The 24,927-nt window shown below is 43.4% G+C and carries 30 protein-coding genes; 5 read left to right on the top strand and 25 right to left on the bottom strand.

Translation table 11 applies throughout. The annotated features are described in order from the left end of the window. Positions 1 to 104: 104 nt before the first annotated feature. The 6 genes from pbpB to MKY50_RS08310 form a co-directional block, all read right to left on the bottom strand. Positions 105 to 2,246, bottom strand: a complete 2,142-nt coding sequence (gene pbpB, locus MKY50_RS08335; RefSeq protein WP_445662041.1) for a penicillin-binding protein 2B — start codon at positions 2,244 to 2,246, stop codon at positions 105 to 107. Between the two features lie 5 nt (positions 2,247 to 2,251). Continuing rightward, a complete protein-coding gene (gene ftsL, locus MKY50_RS08330) occupies positions 2,252 to 2,605 on the bottom strand; it encodes a cell division protein FtsL (RefSeq protein ID WP_003232200.1) in 354 nt (117 codons plus the stop codon). A gap of 39 nt (positions 2,606 to 2,644) precedes the next feature. After that, positions 2,645 to 3,580: a 16S rRNA (cytosine(1402)-N(4))-methyltransferase RsmH gene (gene rsmH, locus MKY50_RS08325; protein ID WP_014479723.1), complete on the bottom strand. Its 936-nt coding sequence runs from the start codon at positions 3,578 to 3,580 to the stop codon at positions 2,645 to 2,647. Between the two features lie 69 nt (positions 3,581 to 3,649). Then, positions 3,650 to 4,081, bottom strand: a complete 432-nt coding sequence (mraZ, locus tag MKY50_RS08320; protein WP_003221402.1) for a division/cell wall cluster transcriptional repressor MraZ — start codon at positions 4,079 to 4,081, stop codon at positions 3,650 to 3,652. A 125-nt stretch (positions 4,082 to 4,206) separates the two neighbouring features. Continuing rightward, the gene (bshC, locus tag MKY50_RS08315) at positions 4,207 to 5,826 is read right to left on the bottom strand and encodes a bacillithiol biosynthesis cysteine-adding enzyme BshC (protein ID WP_160243942.1); all 1,620 of its coding nucleotides are present in this window, start codon (positions 5,824 to 5,826) and stop codon (positions 4,207 to 4,209) included. 70 nt (positions 5,827 to 5,896) lie between these two features. Further along, complete coding sequence (locus MKY50_RS08310; RefSeq protein WP_341116476.1) at positions 5,897 to 6,793, bottom strand: 2-dehydropantoate 2-reductase; 897 nt, start codon at positions 6,791 to 6,793, stop codon at positions 5,897 to 5,899. Positions 6,794 to 6,952: 159 nt separating this feature from the next. On the opposite strand from MKY50_RS08310, the gene MKY50_RS08305 reads away from it, so the two are divergent. After that, positions 6,953 to 7,435, top strand: a complete 483-nt coding sequence (locus MKY50_RS08305; protein WP_014476736.1) for an N-acetyltransferase — start codon at positions 6,953 to 6,955, stop codon at positions 7,433 to 7,435. A 56-nt stretch (positions 7,436 to 7,491) separates the two neighbouring features. Here the strand turns inward: MKY50_RS08305 and gerR are convergent, their stop codons facing one another. The 3 genes from gerR to MKY50_RS08290 all read right to left on the bottom strand — a co-directional run bounded on the left by gerR (position 7,492) and on the right by MKY50_RS08290 (position 8,938). Further along, a complete protein-coding gene (gerR, locus tag MKY50_RS08300) occupies positions 7,492 to 8,073 on the bottom strand; it encodes a sporulation specific transcriptional regulator GerR (protein WP_015383592.1) in 582 nt (193 codons plus the stop codon). 145 nt (positions 8,074 to 8,218) lie between these two features. Further along, positions 8,219 to 8,398, bottom strand: coding sequence for a 50S ribosomal protein L32 (rpmF, locus tag MKY50_RS08295; RefSeq protein ID WP_003154457.1), 180 nt, complete (start codon positions 8,396 to 8,398; stop codon positions 8,219 to 8,221). Positions 8,399 to 8,419: 21 nt separating this feature from the next. Next, complete coding sequence (locus MKY50_RS08290; protein WP_014479718.1) at positions 8,420 to 8,938, bottom strand: YceD family protein; 519 nt, start codon at positions 8,936 to 8,938, stop codon at positions 8,420 to 8,422. Positions 8,939 to 8,965: 27 nt separating this feature from the next. On the opposite strand from MKY50_RS08290, the gene MKY50_RS08285 reads away from it, so the two are divergent. Beyond that, positions 8,966 to 9,151, top strand: coding sequence for a hypothetical protein (locus tag MKY50_RS08285; RefSeq protein ID WP_003232215.1), 186 nt, complete (start codon positions 8,966 to 8,968; stop codon positions 9,149 to 9,151). Beyond that, positions 9,148 to 10,395, top strand: coding sequence for a nucleotidyltransferase (locus MKY50_RS08280; RefSeq protein ID WP_341116475.1), 1,248 nt, complete (start codon positions 9,148 to 9,150; stop codon positions 10,393 to 10,395). Before MKY50_RS08285 ends, MKY50_RS08280 begins: the two co-directional genes overlap by 4 nt. Positions 10,396 to 10,411: 16 nt before the next feature. On the opposite strand, the gene ddcP is transcribed toward MKY50_RS08280, so the two are convergent. Both ddcP and MKY50_RS08270 read right to left on the bottom strand, forming a co-directional pair. Next, positions 10,412 to 11,437, bottom strand: a complete 1,026-nt coding sequence (gene ddcP, locus MKY50_RS08275) for a protease DdcP (RefSeq protein WP_341116474.1) — start codon at positions 11,435 to 11,437, stop codon at positions 10,412 to 10,414. A gap of 1 nt (position 11,438) precedes the next feature. Then, positions 11,439 to 12,221: a patatin family protein gene (locus MKY50_RS08270; protein WP_003232221.1), complete on the bottom strand. Its 783-nt coding sequence runs from the start codon at positions 12,219 to 12,221 to the stop codon at positions 11,439 to 11,441. A 180-nt stretch (positions 12,222 to 12,401) separates the two neighbouring features. On the opposite strand from MKY50_RS08270, the gene spoVV reads away from it, so the two are divergent. Next, complete coding sequence (gene spoVV / locus MKY50_RS08265; protein ID WP_003245492.1) at positions 12,402 to 13,628, top strand: dipicolinic acid transporter SpoVV; 1,227 nt, start codon at positions 12,402 to 12,404, stop codon at positions 13,626 to 13,628. Positions 13,629 to 13,638: 10 nt separating this feature from the next. Here spoVV and coaD read toward each other — a convergent pair whose 3' ends face one another. From coaD to MKY50_RS08225, 8 genes are all read right to left on the bottom strand, one after another. Continuing rightward, entirely contained in the window at positions 13,639 to 14,124 is a 486-nt protein-coding gene (coaD, locus tag MKY50_RS08260) for a pantetheine-phosphate adenylyltransferase (protein ID WP_003245283.1), read from the bottom strand. A 4-nt stretch (positions 14,125 to 14,128) separates the two neighbouring features. Next, complete coding sequence (gene rsmD, locus MKY50_RS08255; RefSeq protein WP_047182572.1) at positions 14,129 to 14,683, bottom strand: 16S rRNA (guanine(966)-N(2))-methyltransferase RsmD; 555 nt, start codon at positions 14,681 to 14,683, stop codon at positions 14,129 to 14,131. Between the two features lie 322 nt (positions 14,684 to 15,005). Continuing rightward, a complete protein-coding gene (locus MKY50_RS08250; RefSeq protein ID WP_009967171.1) occupies positions 15,006 to 15,278 on the bottom strand; it encodes a YlbG family protein in 273 nt (90 codons plus the stop codon). Positions 15,279 to 15,332: 54 nt separating this feature from the next. Further along, positions 15,333 to 15,782 carry a regulatory iron-sulfur-containing complex subunit RicF gene (gene ricF / locus MKY50_RS08245; RefSeq protein WP_003221370.1) on the bottom strand — a complete coding sequence of 150 codons (450 nt, stop codon included), beginning with the start codon at positions 15,780 to 15,782 and terminating at the stop codon, positions 15,333 to 15,335. Between the two features lie 115 nt (positions 15,783 to 15,897). Then, the gene (locus MKY50_RS08240; protein WP_003232231.1) at positions 15,898 to 16,137 is read right to left on the bottom strand and encodes a YlbE-like family protein; all 240 of its coding nucleotides are present in this window, start codon (positions 16,135 to 16,137) and stop codon (positions 15,898 to 15,900) included. Between the two features lie 15 nt (positions 16,138 to 16,152). Further along, positions 16,153 to 16,551 (bottom strand): YlbD family protein, encoded by a 399-nt coding sequence (locus tag MKY50_RS08235; protein ID WP_032725642.1) that lies wholly within the window; start codon positions 16,549 to 16,551, stop codon positions 16,153 to 16,155. A gap of 230 nt (positions 16,552 to 16,781) precedes the next feature. Continuing rightward, positions 16,782 to 17,822, bottom strand: coding sequence for a CAP domain-containing protein (locus MKY50_RS08230; protein ID WP_003245434.1), 1,041 nt, complete (start codon positions 17,820 to 17,822; stop codon positions 16,782 to 16,784). An 83-nt stretch (positions 17,823 to 17,905) separates the two neighbouring features. Then, complete coding sequence (locus MKY50_RS08225; protein ID WP_003221362.1) at positions 17,906 to 18,352, bottom strand: CBS domain-containing protein; 447 nt, start codon at positions 18,350 to 18,352, stop codon at positions 17,906 to 17,908. A 139-nt stretch (positions 18,353 to 18,491) separates the two neighbouring features. Here MKY50_RS08225 and MKY50_RS08220 point away from each other — a divergent pair, with 139 nt between their 5' ends. Continuing rightward, positions 18,492 to 18,854: a YugN family protein gene (locus MKY50_RS08220; protein ID WP_003232238.1), complete on the top strand. Its 363-nt coding sequence runs from the start codon at positions 18,492 to 18,494 to the stop codon at positions 18,852 to 18,854. A 31-nt stretch (positions 18,855 to 18,885) separates the two neighbouring features. Here MKY50_RS08220 and ctaG read toward each other — a convergent pair whose 3' ends face one another. The 6 genes from ctaG to cyoE form a co-directional block, all read right to left on the bottom strand. Further along, the gene (gene ctaG, locus MKY50_RS08215) at positions 18,886 to 19,779 is read right to left on the bottom strand and encodes a cytochrome c oxidase assembly factor CtaG (RefSeq protein WP_341116473.1); all 894 of its coding nucleotides are present in this window, start codon (positions 19,777 to 19,779) and stop codon (positions 18,886 to 18,888) included. Between the two features lie 26 nt (positions 19,780 to 19,805). Continuing rightward, positions 19,806 to 20,138, bottom strand: coding sequence for a cytochrome c oxidase subunit IVB (ctaF, locus tag MKY50_RS08210; protein ID WP_003232242.1), 333 nt, complete (start codon positions 20,136 to 20,138; stop codon positions 19,806 to 19,808). A gap of 2 nt (positions 20,139 to 20,140) precedes the next feature. Beyond that, positions 20,141 to 20,764 (bottom strand): cytochrome c oxidase subunit III, encoded by a 624-nt coding sequence (ctaE, locus tag MKY50_RS08205; protein ID WP_003232244.1) that lies wholly within the window; start codon positions 20,762 to 20,764, stop codon positions 20,141 to 20,143. Next, positions 20,764 to 22,632, bottom strand: a complete 1,869-nt coding sequence (ctaD, locus tag MKY50_RS08200) for a cytochrome c oxidase subunit I (RefSeq protein ID WP_021479350.1) — start codon at positions 22,630 to 22,632, stop codon at positions 20,764 to 20,766. Before ctaD ends, ctaE begins: the two co-directional genes overlap by 1 nt. Before the next feature lie 32 nt (positions 22,633 to 22,664). Continuing rightward, positions 22,665 to 23,735: a cytochrome c oxidase subunit II gene (coxB, locus tag MKY50_RS08195; protein WP_014663859.1), complete on the bottom strand. Its 1,071-nt coding sequence runs from the start codon at positions 23,733 to 23,735 to the stop codon at positions 22,665 to 22,667. A gap of 239 nt (positions 23,736 to 23,974) precedes the next feature. Then, positions 23,975 to 24,892, bottom strand: coding sequence for a heme o synthase (cyoE, locus tag MKY50_RS08190; protein ID WP_003232250.1), 918 nt, complete (start codon positions 24,890 to 24,892; stop codon positions 23,975 to 23,977). Positions 24,893 to 24,927: the final 35 nt, after the last annotated feature.

The raw sequence follows: 24,927 nt of genomic DNA, 5'->3' as shown, positions 1-24,927 counted from the left end.
TCCTTATTTAGGCTTGTTTCATTTTATGCCTGAAATAGGACAGGTAGAACGATGCTCCTCTGAAGGCATAAAAAAAGAAAGCCTGCATAACGCAGGCTTTCTTTTTAATCAGGATTTTTAAACTTAACCTTGATTACGGTTTTGTCTTTGATTTCTTTGTCTTTCTTAACACTTTGGCTGACAGCGTAGCCTTGTCCGCTTACTTCAATATGAATTCCCGCGAGCTCGCCGTATTGAAGAACCTCTCTTCTCGACCACCCTGTCATATCAGGCATTTTGATTTTGCCGCCCGTTTTCAGGAAGACCTTTTGATTGGTGAGAACTTCCTCACCCGCTTCCGGATACTGTTCTTTTACAGCGACATCACTGCCGATGACAATTGGTGTGAGATTCTCCTCTTTTGCTTTCTTTTGAGCAGCAGCTACCGTTTGATCTGTTAAATCAGGCATTGTCTGCGCTTTTGTTTCTTCCTTATCTGAGTCAGATTTTTCAGTTGGTTCAATGTTCAGGTAGTGCAGGCTGTTTTTCATTGTTGGGTTGAAGATTTCAGATACTGGATCTGAACCGGTTTCATCGTCCTCTAATTGCGGTTGTTGTACCGCAACATAGATCAACAGCTCCGGATTATCTTTAGGAGCCATTCCCATAAATGAAAAAATATAGTTATCCCGTCCCTTTAAATAACCATTTGTTCCTGCAATTTGTGCTGTACCTGTTTTCCCAGCCACGTCAAATCCCTCAATTTTATAAGGGCGTCCGGTTCCAATGTCTGATGAAACGACATCTCCTAGGATATTACGCACGTTTTTAGCTGTACTGGCAGAGATCGGTGTCCCTGCAGATTCCGGTTTATTTTGATAAACAGTTTTCTTCGTATCAGGATCAACAATATGATCAATTACATAAGGCTTCATCATTTTGCCATCATTTGCGACGGCAGTCGCAGCTTCTAGCTGCTGGATCGGGGTGACTGCAGATGCTTGACCGTATGCAGTTGAAGCCTTATCGTAATCATACTTAAAGTTCATTTTACTTGATGCTTCTCCCGGCAGATCGATTCCTGTCTTTTGATAAAAACCAAATTTATGCAAATATTCATTATAACGATCAAACCCCAACTTTTCATTGGCTAATTTGGCAAAAGCTACGTTAGAGGATCTAAGTACTCCGTCTTTGAAAGATATAGGGCCCCAACCTACACCTCTGTTATGGTCATATACTTTTCCGCCGCCAACTTTATAGGTCCCTGACTTATATTGTTCGTTCGCATTAAACACGTTTTCCTGCATCGCAGCAGCGAGTGTAAAGATCTTCATCGTGGACCCGGGTTCATACGCATATGAAATCAAATCATTATAGTAGTTTGTCACATCGCGCTTGTTCGGATCAAAGCTTGGGCGCTGTCCCATGGCAAGGACTTTGCCCGTTTTCGGATCAACGACTGCGGCCATGATTTTTTTCGGATTATACTTTTGCGCCACTTTTGTCATGCTGTCTTCCAAAAAGGTTTGAATTTTCTGGTCAATGGTTAAATATACATTGTCACCATTTTTTGGCGCTGTAATTTTATTTTTGCTGTTCGGGAGCTCCCAGCCGGATTTGTCGCTTTCATATGTCACATATCCGTCCCGCTCCTTCAAATACTTATCCAGCACTTTTTCTAATCCCATCGCGCCGGAAATTTCATTTGTTTCTTCATCAACCTCGGCATAGCCGATTAGATTAGATGCAAATACTCCGTTTGGATAGTAGCGTTTTGTATCCCGTAAAAATGAAATGCCCGGGAGTTTCATTTTTTCGATTTTTTGCTTTTGTGAATACGTAATATCCCGGCCAGCTGAGCCAAACTCGACTTGTTTTGCATCTTTATTTAAGATATCAAGGATGTCGGCCTTGTCCAAGTTTATCACTTTAGACAATGCTTCCGCCGTTTTTTCTTTGTTTACAACATGCTGAGGATGCTTGACATCAGTGGTCATTTTTTTATCGAGAATCGCAATCAGTTTATACGTCGCTGTGTCCTCTGCAATGACTTTTCCTTTTCGGTCTAAAATCGAGCCGCGGCTCGCTTCGATGGTCCGTTTCTTTTCATGCTGCTCTGTCGCTTTTGTCGCAAGCACTTCGCCGTTCGCTTTTCCGGTTATTTGAATATATGCCATTCTCCCCAGGATGACAAAGAAAAAGAGAGCGAAACAAATACTTAGAATCGCTGCTCCTCTATTCATAAATTTATTCTTTTTTGGCATTTGAATCATTCCTGTATGTTTTTCACTTTTTTATCTTTTAAATTCAAGCCGTTCTTTTTCGCAATGTCCATAATGCGCTGCGGTTTGCTTAAATCAGCAACGCTTTTTTCGAGGTCACCAATTTGCTTATTTTCGGATGAAATTTGCTCCTCAAGCTTTTGCACCTCAATATTGGTTTGATATGCCGCATACGCCTTCGATACGATCAAAAGCGATACGCTGAGCACCGCCGCAGCAAAGAGGACAAGAAGCACTTTTTCTCCGAGAGTAATGGAAGCCCTTTTCTTGACAATCACTTTTTTCTCAGGACTGATCGCATGCCGCTGCTGTTTCTCTGGTTGGTAAGCTAAATTGCTCATAGGCTGATGACCTCCTTTTAATTTTGCGTTCGCGTTTCGTTATTTTCTTTTTTCAGCAATCCGAAGCTTGGCAGAACGAGCCCGGTTGTTCTCTTCAAGCTCTTCTTGAGATGCCGTAATCGGTTTTCGTGTGATGAGCTTCAGCTCCGGTTCAAACTCTTCCGGTATAACAGGAAGTCCCGGAGGAAGTTCCGGAAGCGACGACTTTTCTTTAAAAGTGGTTTTGCAAATTCTGTCTTCTAGCGAGTGGAAGGTAATGACTGATACCCTGCCCCCTGGCTTCAGAACCTCAATTGCCTGCTCCAAAGCTTCTTCAAACACCCTAAGTTCATCGTTTACGGCAATTCTGATTGCCTGAAACACGCGTTTAGCGGGATGTCCGCCGCTCCTTCTCGCTGGAGCGGGAATCGCGTCTTTTATTAGATCGACCAGTTGGCCCGTAGTTTGAATAGGAGACTTCATTCTTGCCTCCTCAATTTTTCTGGCGATCTGTTTACTGAACTTCTCTTCTCCGTATTTAAAGAAAATACGGACGAGATCCTCATAGCGCCACTCATTAACGACTTCTTTCGCCGAAAGCGTAGCCGACTGGTCCATCCTCATGTCCAACGGTGCGTCATGATGGTAACTGAATCCGCGCTCCGGTGTATCCAGCTGCGGAGAGGACACCCCTAAATCAAATAAAATACCGTCTACTTCTGTAATGCCTTGTTCATTCAAACATTCTTTTAAATACCTGAAATTGCTTTTAATCAGAATGAGCTGTCCTTTATAATCGGACAACACTTCTTTAGCATGCTGTAATGCCGTATCATCTTGGTCAAAAGCGATTAAACGCCCCTTCTCGGATAACTGCTGCAATAAGTATGTACTATGCCCAGCTCCGCCGAGTGTGCAGTCTACATATGTACCGTCTGGTTTAATATTAAGTCCGTCTACGGTTTCACGAAGAAGTACTGTCTTGTGTTGAAACATATTGTGTTGGTCCCACCTTTTATCAGGATGAATTGAAATTGCTTTTAGAGTGTTATACACGAAGAATCATTATATATCAAACCCAATCATGTTTTCAGCAATTTCAGCAAATGAATCTTCTTGCTCTTCTGTGTATTGTTCCCAAATTACTTTACTCCACAATTCAATTCGATTAGAAACCCCGATAACAACACATTCTTTTTCCAGTTTGGCATAATTCAATAGAGATGATGCGATATTTACCCTGCCTTGCTTGTCCAGTTCGCATTCAGTCGCCCCTGAAAAGAAGAAACGGGTAAACGCGCGGGCATCTTTCTTTGTGAGAGGAAGAGCTTTTAGTTTTTCTTCAATTTGTTTCCATTCGTGCATAGGGTAGCCGAAGAGACATTGGTCAAGTCCTCTAGTCAGCACAAATTGCTCACCTAGGCCTTCTCTGAATTTAGCGGGTACGATCATGCGGCCTTTCGCATCGATGGTATGCTGATATTCACCCATAAACATGATCTCTTGCCCCACTTTCTCTCCTTAACTCACCACTATTCACCACTTCGCTCCACAACTTCATTTTACACTGTTTACCCATAAAAAAAAACCCTGAACTATTCAGGGTTCTTTAAAACTTTATTTCAAAGTTTGACAACTTGATGTTGATTTTGAAAAGAAAATGGCAGATTCTTGAATGTCGTGAAGAATTTTGGACCGTACCTGTTCAAATAATACATGATATTCCAAATCCGTTCTTGCGGCGCAAGAAGCGGCTTAATGCTATTTTGAATTCTTTCATAATCCTTCAAGACGTAGCCTTCTTTTTCTTCAATTCGCTTCGTCACCGTGCGCTCTAAGAATTGAAGCTGATCCTGAATAAAAGCGGCATTTTTCAGGAGTAAAGGTTCCATGCTTTGATCAACCTTTAACGCCTCCTGCCGGACCGTTTTGTGAATCGCTTCAATTTGGCTTTTCGCCTGATCCATCACCGCCGTAAACTCTTCCGGAATCTGGCGCTCGAAGTATGTCTCTCTTTGATTCTCCGTTCCGCGCTCAATCGCGTCTTGTAATGAGATATTCCGTTCAACCAGTTTTTTCTCAATATGCCGCTCAAGTATCGTAATGTTCAGCCTTGGCATGACAGGAGGCATTTTGAAGCCCATCACCGCAAATGCCTGTTTGAGCTCGCCCCAATAATTGATTTCCCCAGGCCCTGCAATAAATGCTAAAGTCGGAATGAGAAATTCCTGCATTAACGGTCTCGTTACAACATTGTTGCTGAAACGCTCTGGATGTTCTTCCATATGTGTATGAAGTTCATCCCTCGTCCATCCTAGATCAAGCTCTTTGATGACAAATCGGCCGTTGTCTTTTTCAATTAAAAAACGCTCTTCTTCGTATTCATAAAACAGATTCGCCTGCTCTTTTCCGGACTCGATAATCGGTTTGTAGCCTGCTTGACGCATGAAGGCCTGCTGATCTGATACAGCGCGGGCGAGTTCATCATTTTCTCGAAGAATCTTTTGGAACATGGCCGTTTCCAGCTTTTTAATCCCCGGATCTCCAGAATTTAATAAAACTAAGCCCTCTTCTTGGAACAAATCCGCGATCAGCAGCTCAAAGAAGTCAGTAAACGTAACAGATTCCCTTAAACATCGTTTCACATTGTCGAGAAGTGTATTCGTATGGTCTGTTTCTTCAAAAGCGGCAAAAACATCATCTATCCACGCGGCACACTTTTCCTGATCAAGCGATGTACTCGCTGCTGATGATTTCTTCCAATAAGACTGAGGCAGCTTTTTTTTCACAGGCCCATTCTCTTCAGATGTGTGAACAAAATTAATCTCATCCAAATCGTGGTCTTCTCCAGCCACCCAGAAGATTGGTATGACAGGCACTTGCAGTTCCTTTTCTTGTTGCTTTGCTAAAACAATGATTGAAATAATTTTATGTATGGTGTAAAGCGGTCCTGTTAAAAGTCCTGCCTGCTGTCCGCCGACTACAGCGGCACTTGACGGGTCCTTCAGCTTCTCAATGGCAGACTGCATCGCACTTGAACCGAATTTATTATGGTAAGAGGTTAAGTACGCCGCCAATTCCTCTCTTGCGAAAAACCGGGAAGATAAGTCTTCCAGTCTTTCTCGCCACATGTCCTTATGATGAATACTGTAATCAAAAAAAGAAGACATTTCTTCTTTGCCATCTATATAGTGCTGTACAAACACATTCTGATTTTTGATGGAAAGTTCAGTTAGCTGCATCTTCTAGAACTTCCTTTCTCCAATAAATAGTTAGTGATCCGAAATGAGTATAGCATGTTACCGAAAAAGCTCAAAAGACTTTGTTTGTATTTCGCTCCAATGCTTTGATGCTGCCATATAAAAACTCTAGGTGGACGGCATCAAGACCTTGAAGACTTGCTTCCTTCAATAAGTATCCGATAATGGCGTCAGCTTCCGTCTGCCGGCCTCCAATGACGTCAACCAGCATTGATGAACGATTCTCTTTCGTTTGCCCACAAACGGCCTGAACCCGCTCCCAAGCCTTTTCTTCGTTTTCAAGTTTTAAAATGCGGCATGCCTCCTGAAATACCAGCTTCATAAAAGCCAGATAAGCTGGCGTTGTCAGCAGTTCTCCATTTTTTACCTGTAATAACGCAGTTAAAGGATTAATACACGCATTTACAATCAGCTTGCCCGTCAGCAGACGGTACCAATCCGTCTCATAATAAATCGGAAAATCCGAATGGTTATGCTGAAACAAGATGTTCAGCCGGTCTGGTTCAGCATCGTCGAACGCGCTCCATTTTATCGCACCTAGGCCTGTATGATCAACAGCTGTATCCGATTTTCTTACAGCTCCGTGCTCAACGATTCCAACATAAATGGAATGGCCAACGTGCCAGTCTTTTAGGTCGTGGATATGCCCCATGCCGTTTTGCAAAAATAATATATTCGTATTCCCGATCCGTTCAAGCGACGAAAAAACAGATTGAAGCTGATGCTGCTTCACTGTCACGACAAGCAGGTCAAAGTCCGAATTGATACTCGTGTCCGCACTGCAATCAGCCCTGAATTCCTCCCCGCCTTTATAAAGCCGGATTCCTTCAGACTGAATGGCCGCAGCCTGTTCTTGCCGCCTCGTCACAACAGTCACGTCGTGATAAAGTGACAAATAATAGGCGCATAAAAGACCGACGGAGCCTCCGCCGATAATTCCAATTTTCATGATGTCACACCCAATTTAGCATTTACGTATTATCATAGCAGAAGTAAGAAGAAATTACTTCTCAAAGATCCCATGTGCTTAAAATTAAAGTTTAAATATTTGGATTTTTTAAATAAAGCGTTTACAATATATGTAGAAACAACAAAGGGGGAGATTTGTTTGACAAAGGTAGAACGTCTGCTTATCAACTATAAAACGCTGGAAGAATTCAAGAAATTCAAAGAATACGGCATTCAGGAGCTTTCAATGCTTGAAGAACTTCAGGATAATATTATTGAAAATGACAGCACTTCGCCTTTTTACGGGATTTATTTTGGCGATAAACTTGTAGCACGAATGAGTCTGTATCAAGTTAACGGCAAATCGAATCCCTATTTTGACAACCGCCAGGATTATTTGGAGCTGTGGAAGCTTGAGGTTCTTCCGGGCTACCAGAACAGGGGATACGGGAGAGCCTTGGTTGAATTTGCAAAATCATTCAAAATGCCGATCCGGACAAATCCGAGAATGAAATCAGCGGAATTTTGGAACAAAATGAACTTTAAAACTGTTAAGTATGATATGGCGCGGGACAAAGGGGAAAACCCGCTCATCTGGCATCCTGATATGGATCATGAAATGACACCGGGAGAGTCTGCATAGAAATAAAAACAACCGGCCTATTCTTACTATAGGGCCGGTTCATTTCAGGCGTTTCTTTACGTTTCTTGAGCCGCTTTTTTCATTCTTCCGTCTTCCTTCGAAACAACCATTTTTCTGGCCCGATCCATGATATCGATCAGTGCCTTGTAATCCTCTTCTGTCATCTCTAGCTGATTCCGCAATGTCTGATTTTCACTCCGCAAATCCTCAAGCTCTTTTTGCAGCGATTGGATTTGCTCCTTCAATTTTTCCCTTTCAAGCTGAAATTCTTGTGCAGACGGCGCTTCTTTGAATTGTTCGAGAAATTGGATGACATCCTGAATGGACAAATCTCGTTTTCCTTCCGACGATGCCGAGGCAGTCTGCTTCATGGAATTCGGCATATTGACCGAATGAACGCCGATTTGCTTTCTCAGTTCTTTCCTTTGCTTTTTTGCAAGCTCTATACCTGACTGGTATTGTTTTCTCACATACGAGTTCCACCTGAAACCACAGGCTGCCGCGGTTCTGGTCAGCGCCCTTCCAACCTCCTCAAAGGCTGAAAGCTGTGTTCCTCCCTCTCGAATATGACGAAGCACCACTTCTGCCAGCAGCAAATCCTCATCCTGAGTCCAAGCATCTTGTCTTGTAATGGTCAAATTCAATCTCCCTCCATGTCAGCTTATTTATCTCATACATATGCCGGTAATAGATTAGATAGACTATTTGCACTCACAAATTTTCCGCAAGCTGACAGGAAGAGAAAAAGAAAAAGCGCAGGGCTTTCACCCCGCGCTTTTCTTATTAGTTACTTTTTACATTTATGTCTTTGCCGTTGTATGATCCGCATGCTTTGCATACACGGTGAGACAACTTCATCTCTCCGCATGACGGACATTCTGTCATACCAGGTACATTAAGTTTGAAATGTGTACGGCGCAATCTTTTCTTCATTTTAGAAGTTCTTCTAAAAGGTACAGCCATTATTCCCACCTCCTTAAAGAGTTAAGATTCATCATCTTGTTTTAAGAGCTTTTCGAGGGCTGCAAGTCTCGGATCAACTTGATTCTTCTTGTCTTCTTCCGAAATGACTTGCCAATCCTTTCCTTCTTGAGGAGCAGCTCCTTTTTCTTGTTCAGATTCACAAAAGATTTGCATAGGGATTTCTAAAAGAATTTCTTCTTTCACGATCGGAGTTAAGTCGATAGTATCGTCCTCAACAATGTGAACGTCATCATCTTCTATATCATCCGTGTGATGAAATATAAACAGTTCTTTTGTTGAAATTTCAAATGGATACGGGACATCAACGAGTGTTCTTGAGCATGGCAAAATCATTTCGCCTGAAATTGTAAAATCAAACGAAACCTGTTTGGATTTGATATCCGCTCTGCCCTTCACCCGGACGGGAGAAATGCGGCGAATGTCAGAATTCAGCTTTGTCAGCTCATTTAACTCAACTGTTTCATCAAACTCAAAACTTTGTTTTGGCATTTGATGCAGCTGATAAATCGTCCATTTCATTTGTATCACCTCAGGAAAGCAACAAACATGATTATAGCTTTTAAGATTGTTTTTGTCAATATTTTTTCTTTACAGCATAATGCTGCCATTGAAGTATCGTTGACAGCGGAATATGCTATGCATACACTTAAAACAAAAATAAGGCGTAAGAGTTTTCATTTGCAAATGTACCATACGTTTTTAAACATAGCAAGAAAGGCGGAAAAAATATGAAAGCTGTCGGATTGGTGGTTGAATATAATCCCTTTCATAACGGTCACCTTTATCATGCCCAAACAGCAAAGCTGCAAACCGGATGTGACACGGCTGTCGCGGTCATGAGCGGACATTTTTTACAGCGCGGGGAACCCGCTGTTGTATCAAAATGGGCCCGAACAAAAATGGCGCTGCAAAGCGGAGTTGATCTTGTCATTGAGCTGCCTTATCTTTATGCCGTGCAAAAAGCAGACATTTTTGCACGCGGCAGTGTTTCCATCCTGAACGAACTTGAATGTGAGGCGCTGTTTTTCGGGAGTGAAAATGGGGATATCAAGCCTTTTTTAGAAACAGCACAGCTTATTGATGAGCATAAACATATATTGAATGACCGAATTAAAGAAGAACTTAAAAAGGGGGCCAGTTACCCAGCAGCGGCGGCTATCGCCTTCAGCTCCATTTTGCATACTGAAAGTGCACTTGACTTGTCAAAACCAAATAACATTTTGGGATACCAGTATGTGACCTCGATTCTAACCGGGGGATATCCTATGAAACCTTATACTACGGCACGAATCTCTTCGGACTATCATGATGCCGATCTCCCTGAAGGCGAAAACCATATAGCAAGTGCCACAAGCATTAGAAAAGCGATGATTGGCCAGAATCTCGAAGCCTGCCTTCGTTTTCTCCCTGCTGCATCTGCACGTGAATTAGCAGCTTACCGCAAATCTTTCGGATTGTGGCATACACCTGAAAGCTACTTTTCTTACTTAAAATACAGCCTTTCAACTGTAACGGCACGGGAATTACAGCAAGTATACGAGGTGGAGGAAGGTTTAGAGCACAGAATTATTCGTTCGATCAGAAAATCCAGCTCCTATCAGGAATTTATGGAACTGCTGAAAACAAAACGCTATACGTGGACAAGGCTCCAGCGGATGAATACACACATTTTAACCAGAACAAAAAAACAGGATATGCAAAAGCTGCTTGACAACGATAAGGCGCCGTATATCAGGCTTCTCGGCATGACGAAAAAAGGACAGGCTTATTTATCCGAAAAGAAAAAAGCACTGTCTGTTCCGCTTGTCAGCAAACTGTCCTCTTTCTCCCATCCAGCTCTCAATCTGGACGTAAAAGCAAGCAGGATTTACAGCCTGCCGATAGAAGAGCCGCTGAGAACTGAGTTTGACCTGCAGGAATACGGACATGCACCGATTCGATATGACGAAGATGAACAACACTTTTTAAATGTATAGAAAAAGCACCTGAGAATCAGGTGCTTTTCGCTTTCAGCTTATTCAAATAATCAATCGCATCCTGCATGGTATCAACAGGCACAATCTTCATATCTGAATCAATATCTTTTGCTGTTTTTACTGCGTTCTTATAATCGGAATTGCTGGCGCCGTTTTGATTTGGCGCGAAGAAAATGTCTTTTCCGGCTTTGTCTGCGGCGACGACTTTTTGATCAATGCCGCCGATCGGGCCTACTTTTCCATCAACATCAATGGTACCTGTTCCCGCAATATCGTAGCCTTTTGTTTCGTCTGGTTTTGTCAGCTGATTATAAATTTCAAGGGACATCATTAACCCTGCTGACGGGCCGCCAATATTTTCGATTTCAAAATCAATATCAGGCTCTACCTTCACGTTTCTGTCTGTATAAAGCGAAACTCCGATTCCTGCCCGATCCGGCTCATCAGGAAATTGTTTTAACGTAAGGGTGACACGCTTTTCTTTTTCTTCTCTTTCGATCTTTAACGTGACTTTATCTCCCGCTTTTTTGCTGCTGATATAATCAATCAGCTTTTCAGCAGACTGATAGTTTTTGCCGTCTGCGCTGATGATTTTATCACCGACTTCTATTTTCCCTTTTGCCGGCATGTTTTCTACAACTGAGCTTGCAAATATGCCGTTAAAGGAATAGCTGACTTTTTTTCCTGCCTTTTGATAGGCGGCTATAACCGCATTTTCTTGCGAGCTTTTCATCATTTGGAGCTGTCTTTTCATATACTCCTTATCTGACTCGCCTTCCTCCTTAATGCTCTCATCAGGAACAATTTCATAATAAGGGTGCATCTTTGCCCACACATATGTAAACGGATTAGCCGGTCCCACTTTAACAGTCATTAAGGACAGGCTTCCTTTTTCCGGGTAGCCTCCCTCCACTTTTATCAATGAAGCAAGCTCTGTCGCTTCTCCCGGTTTTGTAATATAGTATGGAAGTTTTATAAATGATAAAACGGCGATCAGTATGAGGATGACGAGCATCCAGCTAAAATGTTTTTTACGTAGCAAATTATGAGCCCTCCCAATTCTCTATTTCTTTTCTTATCTTGCTGATCATTCGGTTTGTCGCCTCTTCGCCTGCCGATATCATTTCTTCAATATTGGCAAACGAGCTTGAGCTGTATGTTTCAAGGGAAGGGCGAATCATGATATCTGCGGCAATTGTTTGATGCCGCACTAATTCATTTTGCAGTATATCCATACTTTGCATAATCACATCAAAAATATGCACTGCTGTTTCAGTTTTTCGAACCCTGGAAACATCCGAAGCGATGATAATATCAGCTCCCATGTCTTTCACAACAGAAACCGGAATTCGATCGACGACCGCGCCGTCTACAAGAAGGCGTCCGTCCAGCCGCTGCGGAATAAAGATACCCGGGATGCTGATGCTGGCCCTCACTGCATCTGACACTGATCCTTTTCGGAACACAATCTTTTCTCCCGTCTGTAGATCACACGCAACAATGCCCAGCGGGATTTGGAGCTCTTCAATCGGTTTTCCGAATGTATAGGCATGCACAAGCTGTCTGACGCGGTCACCTTTTAAAAAACCGAGCTTCGGCACCGTATAATCAGCATAAAGCCTTCGTTTAAAGGCTTTGGCTACTTTTTTCATCGTTGCCACGTCATGTCCGGCGGCATAAAAACTGCCCACCAAAGCGCCCATGCTGCTTCCTGCAATCATATCCACTTCAATTTGGTGCTTATGTAAACTGGAAAGCACACCGAGATGAGCAAGCCCTCTGGCCCCTCCCGATCCTAACGCTAACCCGATTTTAGGTTTGGCCAAAGCGTTAACCTCCTGCCTGAATTCCCTGTATACCGAATTCTATGGTCTAAACTGAACCCCTATGCTCGTATATTAGTACAAAGAATCAAGAGGACAGGTACTGCTTGGCCGTTTTACATCATACATTATTTTATCATGATATACATGTCATTGGGCATTTTTAGCATCGGGGAGGTAAGAATGAACTTGTCGAAGATTAATACACTTTTGATTGCCTCGTTTTTTCTTTTTTTAACAGCGACTGTCATCTCACATCCACAGGCCTCATTCGAAGCCTCTAAAACCGGGCTGTCTATGTGGTGGGAGGTTGTGTTTCCGTCATTGCTGCCATTTTTTATTCTGTCCGAACTCTTAATCGGCTTTGGCATTGTGCGGTTTGTCGGTGTTTTGCTTGAGCCTTTTATGCGGCCGATCTTTCGCGTGCCGGGTGTCGGCGGCTTCGTTCTTGCTATGGGAATGGCATCAGGAAACCCAGCGGGAGCAAAACTCACTGCCCGTCTGCGGCAGGAAAATCAGATTTCAAGAGTAGAAGCAGAACGGCTCGCGTCGTTTACCAATTCTTCAAACCCGCTCTTTATTTTCGGCGCTGTTGCCGTCGGTTTCTTTCAAAACGCGTCACTGGGCATTTTATTAGCTTCTGCACACTATTTAGGGAATCTGGCTGTCGGTTTAACAATGCGTTCCTATGGCCGCAAGGAAGAGCAGCATCTCAGAAGAAAGAAAACGATACCTTTCCCTTCAGTCAAAGATGCTTTACACGCTCTTCATACCGCCAGACTTGCAGAAAAACGGCCCTTGGGCAAAATTTTAGGCGACGCCGTGACGTCTTCTGTTCAAACACTTCTTATGGTAGGCGGCTTTATTATTTTATTTTCTGTCTTCAATCGGCTGTTGTCAGTGGTCCAGCTGACTGATGTTTTGTCTGTTTTCACAAAAGGAGCACTGACTTTGTTTCAGCTTCCGACTCAATTGGACATTCCGCTTTTATCAGGGATGTTTGAAATTACATTAGGCAGCAAGCTTGTCAGTGAGACAGATGTTTCTCTTCTGCAAAAAGCCATTATCGTCAGCTTTATTCTCGGGTTTAGCGGCTTTTCCGTACAAGCTCAGGTGGCAGGTATTTTATCGGAAACCGACATTAGATTTAAACCATTCTTTATCGCACGTTTGCTGCAGGGCGTTTATGCCGCTGTCTTCGTCATGCTTTTATGGAAACCTCTTTACACGGCATGGCATGATCCGTATCAGTATGTATTTAAATCTCTTAACAGCAGTGACATGTCAACTGCCTTTATAAACGGCTGGAATCTGCTTGTGCAGATCGGACCTGCTGTCACACTATGCGCGCTGTTTACGTACATTATCATTTTTTCTTACAGACTGACAAACGGAACAAAAAAAGGATGAGTCAAAACCCTCATCCTTGTCTGAATTTTTGCTGAAGCGCCAACTCTACTTCCGGCGGTACAAACTCTGATACCGAGCCGTTGTATCTTGCCACTTCTTTTACGATGCTTGAACTTAGAAACGAATATTGATTGTTTGTCATCATAAAAAACGTCTCAATAGATTCATCAAGCACCCGGTTTACTGATGTCCCCTGCATCTCGTATTCAAAATCAGATACAGCTCTCAAGCCTCTTAAAATCGCTTTCGCATTTTTTCTTTTTGCATAATCAATTAACAGGCCTTGCGATGTTTCAACTGTTATGTTCGGAATGTCTTTTGTGACTTCTCTCAGAAGCTCACACCGTTCTTCCACACTGAACAAAGGCTTTTTTGAAGAATTATTCAGCACACATACATACACTTGTTCAAAAATATGCGCCCCGCGTTTGATGATGTCCAGATGCCCGTAGGTCACAGGATCAAAACTGCCGGGACAGACAGCTATACTCGCCACCTCACTACCCCCTCTTTTTATAAATCGCTACACCTGTTAACCCATAGGTTTCTTTTCTTGTCATCACAAGATCTCCTACGGTTTCGGGAAGCTCGACCTCTCTGTCATGCTCAGCGACGATAAAGCCGTCTTCTTCCAGCATTTGATATTCGTCAATCATCGTTAAAAGCGCGTTCAGCTTTTGTTCCTTATACGGCGGATCGAGAAAAATTCCGCGAAAGCCGGTTTCTCTTTTAGCAGCAGCGTGCAAAGCACGTTCCGCATCATTGCGGTATACCTGTGCATGTTTTGTAAGCTCCAGCGTTTTCAAATTAGATTTTACTGTTTGAATCGCTTTAAAATCACGGTCAACGAATATACAATGCTCAAACCCGCGTGAAAGCGCTTCGATTCCAAGACCTCCGCTCCCTGCGAATAAGTCAAGTCCCCTGCCCCCGTCAAAATAAGGGCCGATCATATTGAAAATGGATTCCTTCACTTTGTCGGTTGTCGGTCTTGTTGATGTTCCGGGTACAGCCTTTAGTGAACGGCCTTTTTTTGATCCAGAAATTACTCTCATGTTCCACACCACTTTTTCTAAAAGCTATTTTGTTTCTTTATTCGGCCGGACGCCGCTATGTACATAGAAAAAAATCAATCCTATCTTAACATAAAGCATTCTTCCAAACAATGAACGCTAATCTTGATAAACAGGTGTATAGGCAGCATGATCCTTGTCCATACTATAAGCAACAGCATCTAGAGGATGTTGTTGCCAACCGCGGAGAAGACTTACGTTTCCCCATAAGTTCTTCCTCCGGTTTCTCCTCTCCCTTTGCCTTCTCCTTAACATATTAAGGAATAGAAGGACCCCGCAGATGCCTGCGGGGATTTTTTTATAGCTATATGCCGATTTTATAATCGTATTCTTTTGCCTTATCAAGCTTTGACTCGAATTCCAATTTTAAAAACGGTTTATAAGAAGGCTCCACTTTTTTCACAAATGAGTAAGACGCAATCTTGTCCATTGTTTTTTCAATTTGGTCCATATCACAGTACAGTACGACATATTTTAATCGTTTTGATACATAGTGCACATTCCCGAACTTCCTCAGCATTTTGCTTTGCTTCAGGGAGTGCAGATACACAACCATGCCCTGGCGCCTATTCTCCAATACAATCACCTGCCTGTTTTCTCTTATATGTAAAAGACGAGACGGCCAGTCTCGTCAGGACACTTTACATCCGCAGCTTCCGCCTGAACCGCAGCCGCCTCCGCATGAAGACAAACCGTCAAAATAAGGGTTCCCAGTCGGAACTTTCACATGCTCCGAAACAGCTGTCCCAATCTCGACGCTGACCTCATCAAGAATGGACTGGAGCTCATTTTCAGCTCTCTTGAAGTCAGCCACCTTGTCGTTCAGGTCCAGCTCACGTTTGATCTCCCTCATTTTCCGGGATATTTCTCTATAGTCAGGATGATATTTGCCAAAACGCTGTACATCCTCATACTGCTCTTTTATTTTGATAAAAGAACGAATAATCCGACCTGCCTCTTCATCTTCCTGGAGACGCTTGTAACAATTGCGGTAGTTCTCAGCCGTCTCCGACTGCAGAATCATCTCGGCAAGCTGCTGAGCTTCACTTTGAAGCCGCACGGATTCCATCGTCGCATACATAACATGCACCTCCAGTTGTTAGTTTACCATGAAACCAGCCAATTGGAAAATGCTTAACCGCAGCCGTATACAAAACCTTATGTCCGCATGAAAAAAGACCCTTTTTCGGGGCCTTTTAATCTTTTGTCCGCATCGCTTGAAACATTTGCATCATCATTTGCGCCATTTGAATCCCGTTCGTAAACTGATTCACCCGATGGGGAATGGTTTTTTCATAAAAGTTCATCATTTCAAGCTGAAAGGAGGACAGATCATCCGGTTTTCTTGAAAGCCTGCGGTACCATATCGGCTGTTCTCTGATGAATCGTTTCCGTTCTTCGTTTGCTAAAATATATTCCTGAACCTCTTTGCGCATATGAGCTCCCCTTTTTTAATCCTTTCGAAAAGAAAAAGGATGCTGTCCAGAGCCTGGCTGAGAATGCTTCTGTCCGCTTCCGGAAAATGTATTAAGAAGGCTTTGCAACGATGAGATCGACTGGCTCATTTTATTGATTTGTTCGTTCATTTGATTGACATCCATCTTTTTCACCGCTGTCACCATTTTCGAGACAAAATCATTTTTTTGCGGTGTTTCAGGCACAGCTTCAGCAGCTGCTTCCGGTTCCCGATACGGATCCCAAATCGGGTCGCTCTCCCCGAAGAGGACCCAATTTTCATATACGTCCTGCCAGCTTCTTTGTTCTTTGCGCACTTCTTTTATCAGCTTGGGATGCTTTTTGACGAATTGTTTAAAGTCATTGATTGAATGATTGGCATGTTGATTCGCCACAATCCTCACCCCCTCCGAAAATCGTTACCTACTACAATGTATCGTTTTGTCGGGCATTGTGTTCGCCTATATTCATTCCCAAATGAATTTTAACCGATATCCCTATACACTAGTGAAAAAGCCTGACTGAAGGAATGGGAAACGGCCTTATCTGTAAGCTATCAGCACATTCATTCAGACCAGTTTGTATGGAAATAGAAAAAGCCGGGACCATTCGTCCGCGGCTTTCATTACCATCGCTTAATAAAATTTTGGGTGTAATATTTCCGGTCTACTCCGACACCAAGATGCGTATAATCTGAATTCAGAAGCGCTTTTCGATGGCCTTCGCTATTCAGCCAGCCTTCTACGGCAGCCGGACCGTCCACATAATTGTATGCGATATTTTCTCCCGCTTGCTGAAAGTCAACATGCCCTTCTTCTAAGCGGTCTTTCAGCGAGCCGTATTTTTTAGAGACATGGGAGAAATAATTATTTTCCTTCATATCCTCACTATGCCCAAATGCCACTTCCGCCGTTGGCTGATCCCACTCAAGCTTCGCAAGTCCATGTTTAACGCGTATGACATTCGTCAAATCAAGGATTTGCTTTTCGCTCGTTGTTTGGATCTTTTTCCATTTCTCATCTGAAACGGCTTTCGGTTTAATTAATTCCCCGCGGTACACTACCTCATAAGGTCTTTGCTTTACAAAGGTCTGCGCATCAAACGCCCTGATGCTGGATAGCTTCCCCTCAAATTTGTCCATATACAGCTGGACATACATCTTTCCTACCTTTACAGTCGGTCTTGTATTGATATCTTCTTCAGAAAATTCAAACCGATAGGAATTTCCTTTATACTCTACATTCACAAATGGTGCCACCTGGGTGGTCTTGAATACTTCGCCAGTTGATTCTCCAATTTTGAAAGGCTTTGCGTTAATATCATTACCCGACGCGAATAATGTGACCACTTTATTGTTTAATACCCCGATTTGGATATATTGATCCTTACCTTGATTGTATACCCACCAATCGTAATCATAAGCCGAAGGGTCAATACGTTCAGGTTCCCCAAGCTTTTTCGTTACTTCATCGGCGTGCTTGCCCATGAAGGACAATAACCCTGAAGTCGGCATATGTATTCGTTTGCCGCTTTGCGCTTCCTCATTCGACACCTGAGGCTCGCTGTCATTTGATTTCTTTTCAGGAACAGATCCATATTGAATAAACAGAACATAAGTTCCGCAGATAATCAAAAGGATAACCATTGCTCTCAATATATTTTTCAATCTATCACCCCCGTGGCGATTCACAATCTCTTGTTTACATCCCATTACAATACAGCCTATTTAACATGTCAAAGATTTATGTGTTAATGAAAAAAGCCTTCTTCTCTATTATCACCTTCGGAAATATCCGATAAGGCGCTGCCGGCACGTTCATTCGTTTGCTCAGATAAAGAAAGATCACCAAGCGTGACAATTCCAGTCAGTTTTTTATTTTTTGTAACTGGTATCCTTCTGAGCTGATGCGATGCCATCAAATGAAGAACCTCATCGACTGAAGCATCTTCCTCCACACTGACAGGTTTTTCAGTCATCGCGTCAGTGATTTTTTGCGAGTTCGGTTTTTTGATGGCGATTCCTCTTAATACGAGATCGCGGTCGGTTACGATGCCGACCAATGTTTCCCCGTCCTCATCAACTACCGGAATCGCTCCTACATTTGCGTCCTTCATCTTTACTGCAGCTTCATATACATTATCTAATACCGTGCAATATTGCAAGTCGGCTGTCATCAGATCTTTTATTTTTGTCATCCGTTTAACCTCCTTTAGTCTAGTGCTATTGTCGTCAAAATTTAATTTTTGCATACTTTCAAAAGAAGAAGATTCATTGAAAGTTTAACGCTTTCATACTATGATTGTCAGGAAAGGTAATTTTTATAAGGAGGGGTCAGTGTTGAAGTTTACTGAAAGCGGACTTGAAGGGGTTAAGGCTGAGCTCAGCTGGCTAGACGACTTAATGGAAAGCAAAGGTCTTATCAGAGCGGGTCAATGGGATTACGAGAGAGTCACCTATGACAAGAAGTTTTCGACGATTGAGGGTACGTTTTACCTGCGGATACAAGGTATTGCGGCAGAAGGCGATGTCGGAAGCGGGCGCGCCGTGATTCAATTAATGTCCCCTCTCCTAGGAAAGCATTACTACCCTCATGGAGTAGAATATGGAGAAACGGAAGAGTTTCCCGTACAGGTTGTGACAAAAAGCAAGGCACTGATTCAGGACATAGCCAACATGTTAAAAACAGTTCAAATGTAACGAAAAGGTACAGCATATTTCGCTGTACCTTTTATGATATCGTCTGCTGAATATACGGCGGCTCCTCCTGCCCGTCCTTTTCCCTTTCTTTCTTCACCCATTGGAAAAAAATAATGGCCAAAAAAGTACCGTACACAATTTCCTGAATGATTTTCATCATGACTGCTCCGAGCTGCTGATCCTCTAACAAAGGCAGTGTATTCAACATCTCTGGCCCTGTTAATGGGACCTGCCCCATCATATCCGCTGGCACGCAAAGCCTCATTGCCTCAGCCCATAAAGCCGGATCTGTATAGGTGGCGTATAACGGTGCACCGCTGAACATGATCAAGGCGCAAGCAGGTGTGAGCAGCATACCGTCCGCCATAATATAACCCAGCTTCATCAAGCCGCTGAGCTGCCGTAGACGCTCAACCTTATGAACAAGCGGCCACCACATGAAGAACGCAAGCACAAAGATAAGCCAAGTGATTAATGTATGGTAATACGGATCCGTTTTGACAGTATCAAATATAAGCGGTACATGATATAAAGAAAAAATGCCGTTAAACAAAAGCAAAGCAATTAAAGGCGTCGTAAAAAAGGAAAAAAACGGTTTGATTGAAGGCCTGAAAATGATTTTTTCCCAGAGCCATGCAGGAATTCCCGCGATTAACAGCGGCGGGACAACCAAATACAGGACGGCCATCTGCACCATATGTGCGCTGAACATAATATGTCCGAGCAGATCAACCGGGCTTCCCTCGGCTGCATATAAAAACAGCATCGCCGACAGAAAGCATACCATCTCTTTACCAGTTATTCGATTTGGCTTTGAAGACATTCGCCTGTAAAAATAGAGATAAAGCGCCGTAATGCCTAACAGGATACAAAAAAGATAAGGGCTCCACATCGCGCGAAACCCAAATATCTCCAACTGATTCATTTCTTCACCTCCGGCGGCTGTTCAAATTACCACCATATAATTGTCACAAACGCAAGCACAGTGATAAACGCGACAAACACCCCTGAATACAAAAACAGTGCCGGCGCCTCATGCCCTTTCTGATTCATATGCATGAAATAATACAGCTGAAAGATGACTTGAATTGCAGCTAGCAAAATAATGAAAGGAATCGTAAACCAGCTGCCGACACCGTCCGTGGCCACAGTCAGAAATGCAACAATCGTAAGACCGATCATTAAACCAAAAGACAGGACTTGATATTTCATCTCTCGGGCATGCTTTTTTTTCTTAAATTCAAGGTCGCTATTGATATGCCCTCTGCTTTTTTTATCGACCATGTTTATCCCACCATCCCCATTAAATATACAACGGTAAAGATGAAGACCCACACGACATCAATAAAGTGCCAATAAAGGCTGGCAACGTAAAACTTAGGCGCCGTATACAGATTCAGCCCTCTCTTGGCATTGCGGATCATAAGCGTGCTGATCCACATAAGCCCAAATGCCACGTGGGCGCCGTGTGTACCGACAAGCGTGTAAAACGCAGAACCAAGGGCAGAGCTTGTGATGGTAAAGCCAAATTCATGGGTGTAATGCTTGAACTCATAGATTTCCAGTCCTAAAAAGCCCGCCCCCAATAAAATCGTAATTCCCAGCCAAAGCTGCATCTTGCCGAAGGAAAAGTTCTTCATGTGGTACATCGCGTACACACTCGTTAAACTGCTCGTTAATAGAAGCATTGTGGCAATGAATACAAGTGTCACATCGAACATTTCCGTCGTAGGCGGATCACCGGCATTTGAATTCCGAAGCGCAAGAAACGTGGCGAAGAGAGACGCAAACAGAACAGTCTCTCCGCCAAGAAAAAGCCAAAAGCCTAAAAATTTATTTTTCCCTTCCAGGGTTACTTTTTCAGGAGAAGCCGGAAAGGTTTCTGCGGTGAATTTTTCTTGAACTTGCATTATGCCTTCACCCCTTTATCATCGTTCGGCAGTTCCTCTTTATGAATATGATAGCCGTGATCATCAATTACTGAACGAAGCAGCATCGTAATAAATGTGATGCCGAGCCCGATAAAGATCACCGGCAGGCCCCAAGCGTAATCACTTCTGTACAGCAGCCCGAACGCTGCGACAAAAAGGCCGAAGGAAATGACGAGCGGCAGGATTGAGCCGTTTGGCATATGAATATCATCAACCGGTTCCGCCGGCGTCATTGATTCGTGCCCTGCCTGCTTCTCAATCCAAAACGGATCAAGTCCTCTGACAAAAGGAAGCTGTTTAAAGTTATACTCCGGCGGCGGTGAAGAAACGGTCCATTCCAGCGTACGTCCGTCATGCCATGGATCAGCACCTACATATTCACCTTTTACCGATGTCCATATGACATTGACCAGCAGAAGAATAACAGCTGCCGCCATAAAAAACGCCCCGATTGTACTGATCAAGTTGCCGGTTTCCAGACCCTGTCCTGGCAAAAACGTATAAACCCGGCGCGGCATCCCCATTAAGCCGACAAAATGCTGAATGAAAAACGTGAGGTGAAAGCCGATAAAAAACAATACAAATGAAATTTTCCCCATCGTTTCATGCAGAATTTTACCGAACATTTTCGGCCACCAGAAATGAACACCGGCTAAAAGGCCGAATACAACGCCGCCAATAATGACGTAGTGGAAGTGCGCAACCACAAAATACGTATCATGGAACTGATAATCAGCCGCAGCAGCTGCCAGCATGACTCCCGTCACACCGCCGAGCACAAAGGATGGAATAAATGAGACAGCATACAGCATAGCGGTTGTATACTTCACATTTCCTCCCCAAATCGTCAACAGCCAGTTAAAAATCTTAATCCCGGTCGGAATCGCGATAGCCATTGTTGCAACCGCAAAAATCGCATTTGCAATCGGGCCGAGACCAGTCGTGAACATGTGGTGCACCCAAACCATAAAGCCCAGAAAGCCAATGAGCACGATTGCAAAAACCATTGAAGAATAGCCAAACAAACGCTTTCTGGCGAACACAGGGATGACCTCAGAAAAAATACCGAATGCAGGCAAAATTAGGATATAAACTTCCGGGTGGCCGAAGATCCAAAATAAATGTTCCCAAATGACCGTATTTCCGCCAAGCTCCGGATTAAAGAAATTGGTTCCGAACAGCCGATCCAGCATCATGAGAGCCAATCCAACCGTAAGCGGCGGAAACGCGAACAAAATCAATGCCGAGGCCACAAATGTCGTCCATGTAAACAAAGGCAGCCTCATATACGTCATGCCCGGAGCCCTCATGTTGATAATCGTGGCCAAAAAGTTAATCCCGGCTATCAGCGTCCCGAGCCCCGATATTTGGAGTCCGAGGACGAAAAAGTCTATGCCGTGCCCTTTAGAATGAAGCGAAAGTGAGGCATATGACGTCCAGCCCGCATCTGGCGCTCCGCCCAAAAACCAGCTTAGATTTAAGAAAATGCCCCCGAAAAAGAAGAGCCAAAAACCAAGCGCGTTTAAAAATGGAAACGAAACGTCCCGAGCCCCGATCTGCAAAGGCACAACCGCATTCATCAAGGCAAATAAGAGCGGCATCGCAGCCAGAAAGATCATCGTCGTTCCGTGCATAGTCATTACTTCATTGTACGCTTGAGCACTGAGAAACGCATTTTCCGGCTTTGCAAGCTGAATTCTGATAAACATCGCTTCAATTCCCCCGACAAGAAAGAAGAATCCCCCTGCCACTAAATAAAGAATCGCGATTTTTTTATGGTCCACCGTCGTCAAATAATCCCAAAGCATAGATCCGCGCGTCCGCTTTTCTGTAAGCGCATTCAACATATGTGACCTCCCCCAATATCTCCCTTTCTTCCCTACTTGCTTTCCGCTTTTAAGCCTTTTAAGTATTCATAAAGCGCATCTGTTTCGCTGTCTGAGAGCTTTGGATATGTGCCTGTCATTTTGTTCCCCGGCTTTATGCTGTCAGGGTCCTTCAGCCAAGCCTTCACATTTTCTTTGTTGGCCTCTTTCACCCCTGCCACTTTTGTCCTTTCACCGAAGGTCGCCAAGTTAGGTGCCGTTCTAGCGGCTTCTGCACGCTTATCATTCGGCTCTACCGCATGGCAGCTCAGGCAGTTTTTCTCTTTAAACAGTTCTTCACCCTGCTTAGCCAAATCGCTCTCTGCTGTAGACTTATAGTTCTTCATTTCTTTTGTCCAGCCCTGAAATTCTTTTGCAGACATCGTCTTCACCTTAAAATCCATCAGCGCATGTGAAGGGCCGCAAAGCTCTGCACACTTCCCAAAAAACATATCTCCTGCCTCTTTGCTTCGTTTTGAATCAAATGTCAGGAAGAACTTATTTTCATTATCCGTATTCGTATCAAGTTTTCCTCCAACTGAAGGAATCCAGAAGGAATGTTTTACATCAGAGGCTTTTAAATTAAAATATACACGCTGATCTGTCGGTACAATCAGCTCCTGGCTTGTGATAATGCCGTAATCAGGGTACTCAAACTCCCACCAGTATAAATTTGCCCTAACATTGACTACAAGAGCATCCTCAGCTTTGCGGCCTTTTTTATCCATTGGTGATGTGTCCGCTAGCTCCAGCGTATATAATACAACAGGAATCACAAGAATAATGAGCAGCAAAATCGGGATCACGGTCCATGTGATTTCTAAAAATTTATTCCCCTCTACCTGTTTCGGTATCGTGTTCTCACCGACCCGTGATCTTCTGAATCTCACAATCACATAAAAGAAGATAACAGATACTACTGCAACAACAACCACCATAATCAATGTGCTGAGCACTGTCAGGTCATACTGTTTATCAGCCACCTCGCCAGCAGGCTTGAGCGTGGATAAAAAAGGTTTTCCACATCCGCTTAATAGAAGCGGCACTAAGGCTAATAATAAAATAAGACGCCAATGCTTTACCATTTCACCCAACCCCTTTTCTGGTCAATACAAAGGCGGAAAGCGGATCGAAATCTATCGCCATCCAACCTATCACCAATAAAGCACTTACATTTCCTCTTCTCTTAAATTATGAGTTTTTTTACTCAAAATGCCATCTATGTATAAAAGTAAAGCCGCCTGATTAAACAAGAGGTCAAGGCGGCATTTACTAGTTGTCATCGTTTATTTTGAAGCGATAAAACAAGCATCATATCTATTTTTTAGAAAAGCGTCAAGACAACCATGGCAACGAAATAGATTGTCATGTAGTTAAGCGAGTAAACGAACATCTGCGTTGCCCACTTCATGATATTCTTGGAGCGGAATCCCATTAAGCCAAGAATCAGCCAGCCGATATTTAACAGCAAGCCGAGAATGACAATCGGAAGACCCAGGCTACCAAGGAAAAACGGAAGCGGCATCAGGCACGCAACCCACACAATAATTTGTCTTTTTGTCACTTCAAAACCGTATACGACAGGAAGCATCGGAATATTTGCAGCTCTGTAATCCTCAGTTTTCTTAATAGCCAATGCTAAGAAGTGAGGAATCTGCCAAATAAATAAAATCATGAATAACACCCATGCTACGACACCGATATTCCCTTCCACTGCCGTCCATCCAATAAGCGGCGGCACTGCACCGGAAACGCTTCCTACTACTGTGTTAATCGTATAGCGGCGTTTCGTCCACATTGTGTACAATACAACATACGTAAAGACTCCGATAAAACCGATAACAGCAGCCATGACAGTTGTCATCAGCAGCATGATCAATCCTAAAGCAACCAGCAAAATTCCAGACCATAACGCCTGACTCGGCTGAATTTTACCCGTAACCGTCGGTCTTACTTTCGTACGCTCCATAAGATGGTCAATGTCCCGGTCATACCAGTTATTGATCGCGCAGGAGCCCGCAATAATCAGTGAAGACCCGATTAACGTAAGAAGAACGGTGTTTATATTGCCTAAAAAACTCAAACCGGAAATATGCAGTGCAAGCCACATTCCAGTGAAAGTCGTGATGAGGTTAGAATTGACGATCCCTATTTTAATAAGGGACAGAAAATCTTTCCATGCCGTTGTTTCTTCAATTTGTCCGTCTATAGCTGTATCATTTAAGATTCTGGAGTTAGCCATAACGTAAACCTCCCTTACAAACCTAACGCAGGAGA

The organism is Bacillus sp. FSL R7-0685, from assembly GCF_038002425.1.
Taxonomy (GTDB): Bacteria; Bacillota; Bacilli; order Bacillales; family Bacillaceae; genus Bacillus; species Bacillus subtilis.
The sequence above is the reverse complement of the archived record's forward strand: the minus strand, read 5'-3'. Positions and strand labels throughout refer to the sequence as shown.

Excerpts from the sequence above, each read along its gene's own strand:
- MKY50_RS08310 (WP_341116476.1), bottom strand. The coding sequence starts at position 6,793 with ATGAAAATTGGAATTATCGGCGGAGGCTCCGTCGGTCTTTTATGCGCC.
- ctaF (WP_003232242.1), bottom strand. The coding sequence starts at position 20,138 with ATGGTCGATAAAAAAAGCAGAGGGCATATCAATAGCGACCTTGAATTT.
- spoVV (WP_003245492.1), top strand. The coding sequence starts at position 12,402 with ATGAACTTGTCGAAGATTAATACACTTTTGATTGCCTCGTTTTTTCTT.
- ctaG (WP_341116473.1), bottom strand. The coding sequence starts at position 19,779 with ATGAATCAGTTGGAGATATTTGGGTTTCGCGCGATGTGGAGCCCTTAT.
- rsmH (WP_014479723.1), bottom strand. The coding sequence starts at position 3,580 with ATGTTTCAACACAAGACAGTACTTCTTCGTGAAACCGTAGACGGACTT.
- ricF (WP_003221370.1), bottom strand. The coding sequence starts at position 15,782 with ATGTATGCGACGATGGAATCCGTGCGGCTTCAAAGTGAAGCTCAGCAG.
- coxB (WP_014663859.1), bottom strand. The coding sequence starts at position 23,735 with ATGGTAAAGCATTGGCGTCTTATTTTATTATTAGCCTTAGTGCCGCTT.
- MKY50_RS08225 (WP_003221362.1), bottom strand. The coding sequence starts at position 18,352 with ATGACAAAAATAAAAGATCTGATGACAGCCGACTTGCAATATTGCACG.
- MKY50_RS08240 (WP_003232231.1), bottom strand. The coding sequence starts at position 16,137 with ATGCGCAAAGAGGTTCAGGAATATATTTTAGCAAACGAAGAACGGAAA.
- rpmF (WP_003154457.1), bottom strand. The coding sequence starts at position 8,398 with ATGGCTGTACCTTTTAGAAGAACTTCTAAAATGAAGAAAAGATTGCGC.
- bshC (WP_160243942.1), bottom strand. The coding sequence starts at position 5,826 with ATGCAGCTAACTGAACTTTCCATCAAAAATCAGAATGTGTTTGTACAG.
- MKY50_RS08280 (WP_341116475.1), top strand. The coding sequence starts at position 9,148 with ATGAAAGCTGTCGGATTGGTGGTTGAATATAATCCCTTTCATAACGGT.
- mraZ (WP_003221402.1), bottom strand. The coding sequence starts at position 4,081 with ATGTTTATGGGTGAATATCAGCATACCATCGATGCGAAAGGCCGCATG.
- MKY50_RS08290 (WP_014479718.1), bottom strand. The coding sequence starts at position 8,938 with ATGAAATGGACGATTTATCAGCTGCATCAAATGCCAAAACAAAGTTTT.
- ctaD (WP_021479350.1), bottom strand. The coding sequence starts at position 22,632 with ATGTTGAATGCGCTTACAGAAAAGCGGACGCGCGGATCTATGCTTTGG.
- pbpB (WP_445662041.1), bottom strand. The coding sequence starts at position 2,246 with ATGCCAAAAAAGAATAAATTTATGAATAGAGGAGCAGCGATTCTAAGT.
- MKY50_RS08285 (WP_003232215.1), top strand. The coding sequence starts at position 8,966 with ATGATTATAGCTTTTAAGATTGTTTTTGTCAATATTTTTTCTTTACAG.
- ftsL (WP_003232200.1), bottom strand. The coding sequence starts at position 2,605 with ATGAGCAATTTAGCTTACCAACCAGAGAAACAGCAGCGGCATGCGATC.
- ctaE (WP_003232244.1), bottom strand. The coding sequence starts at position 20,764 with ATGCAAGTTCAAGAAAAATTCACCGCAGAAACCTTTCCGGCTTCTCCT.
- rsmD (WP_047182572.1), bottom strand. The coding sequence starts at position 14,683 with ATGAGAGTAATTTCTGGATCAAAAAAAGGCCGTTCACTAAAGGCTGTA.
- cyoE (WP_003232250.1), bottom strand. The coding sequence starts at position 24,892 with ATGGCTAACTCCAGAATCTTAAATGATACAGCTATAGACGGACAAATT.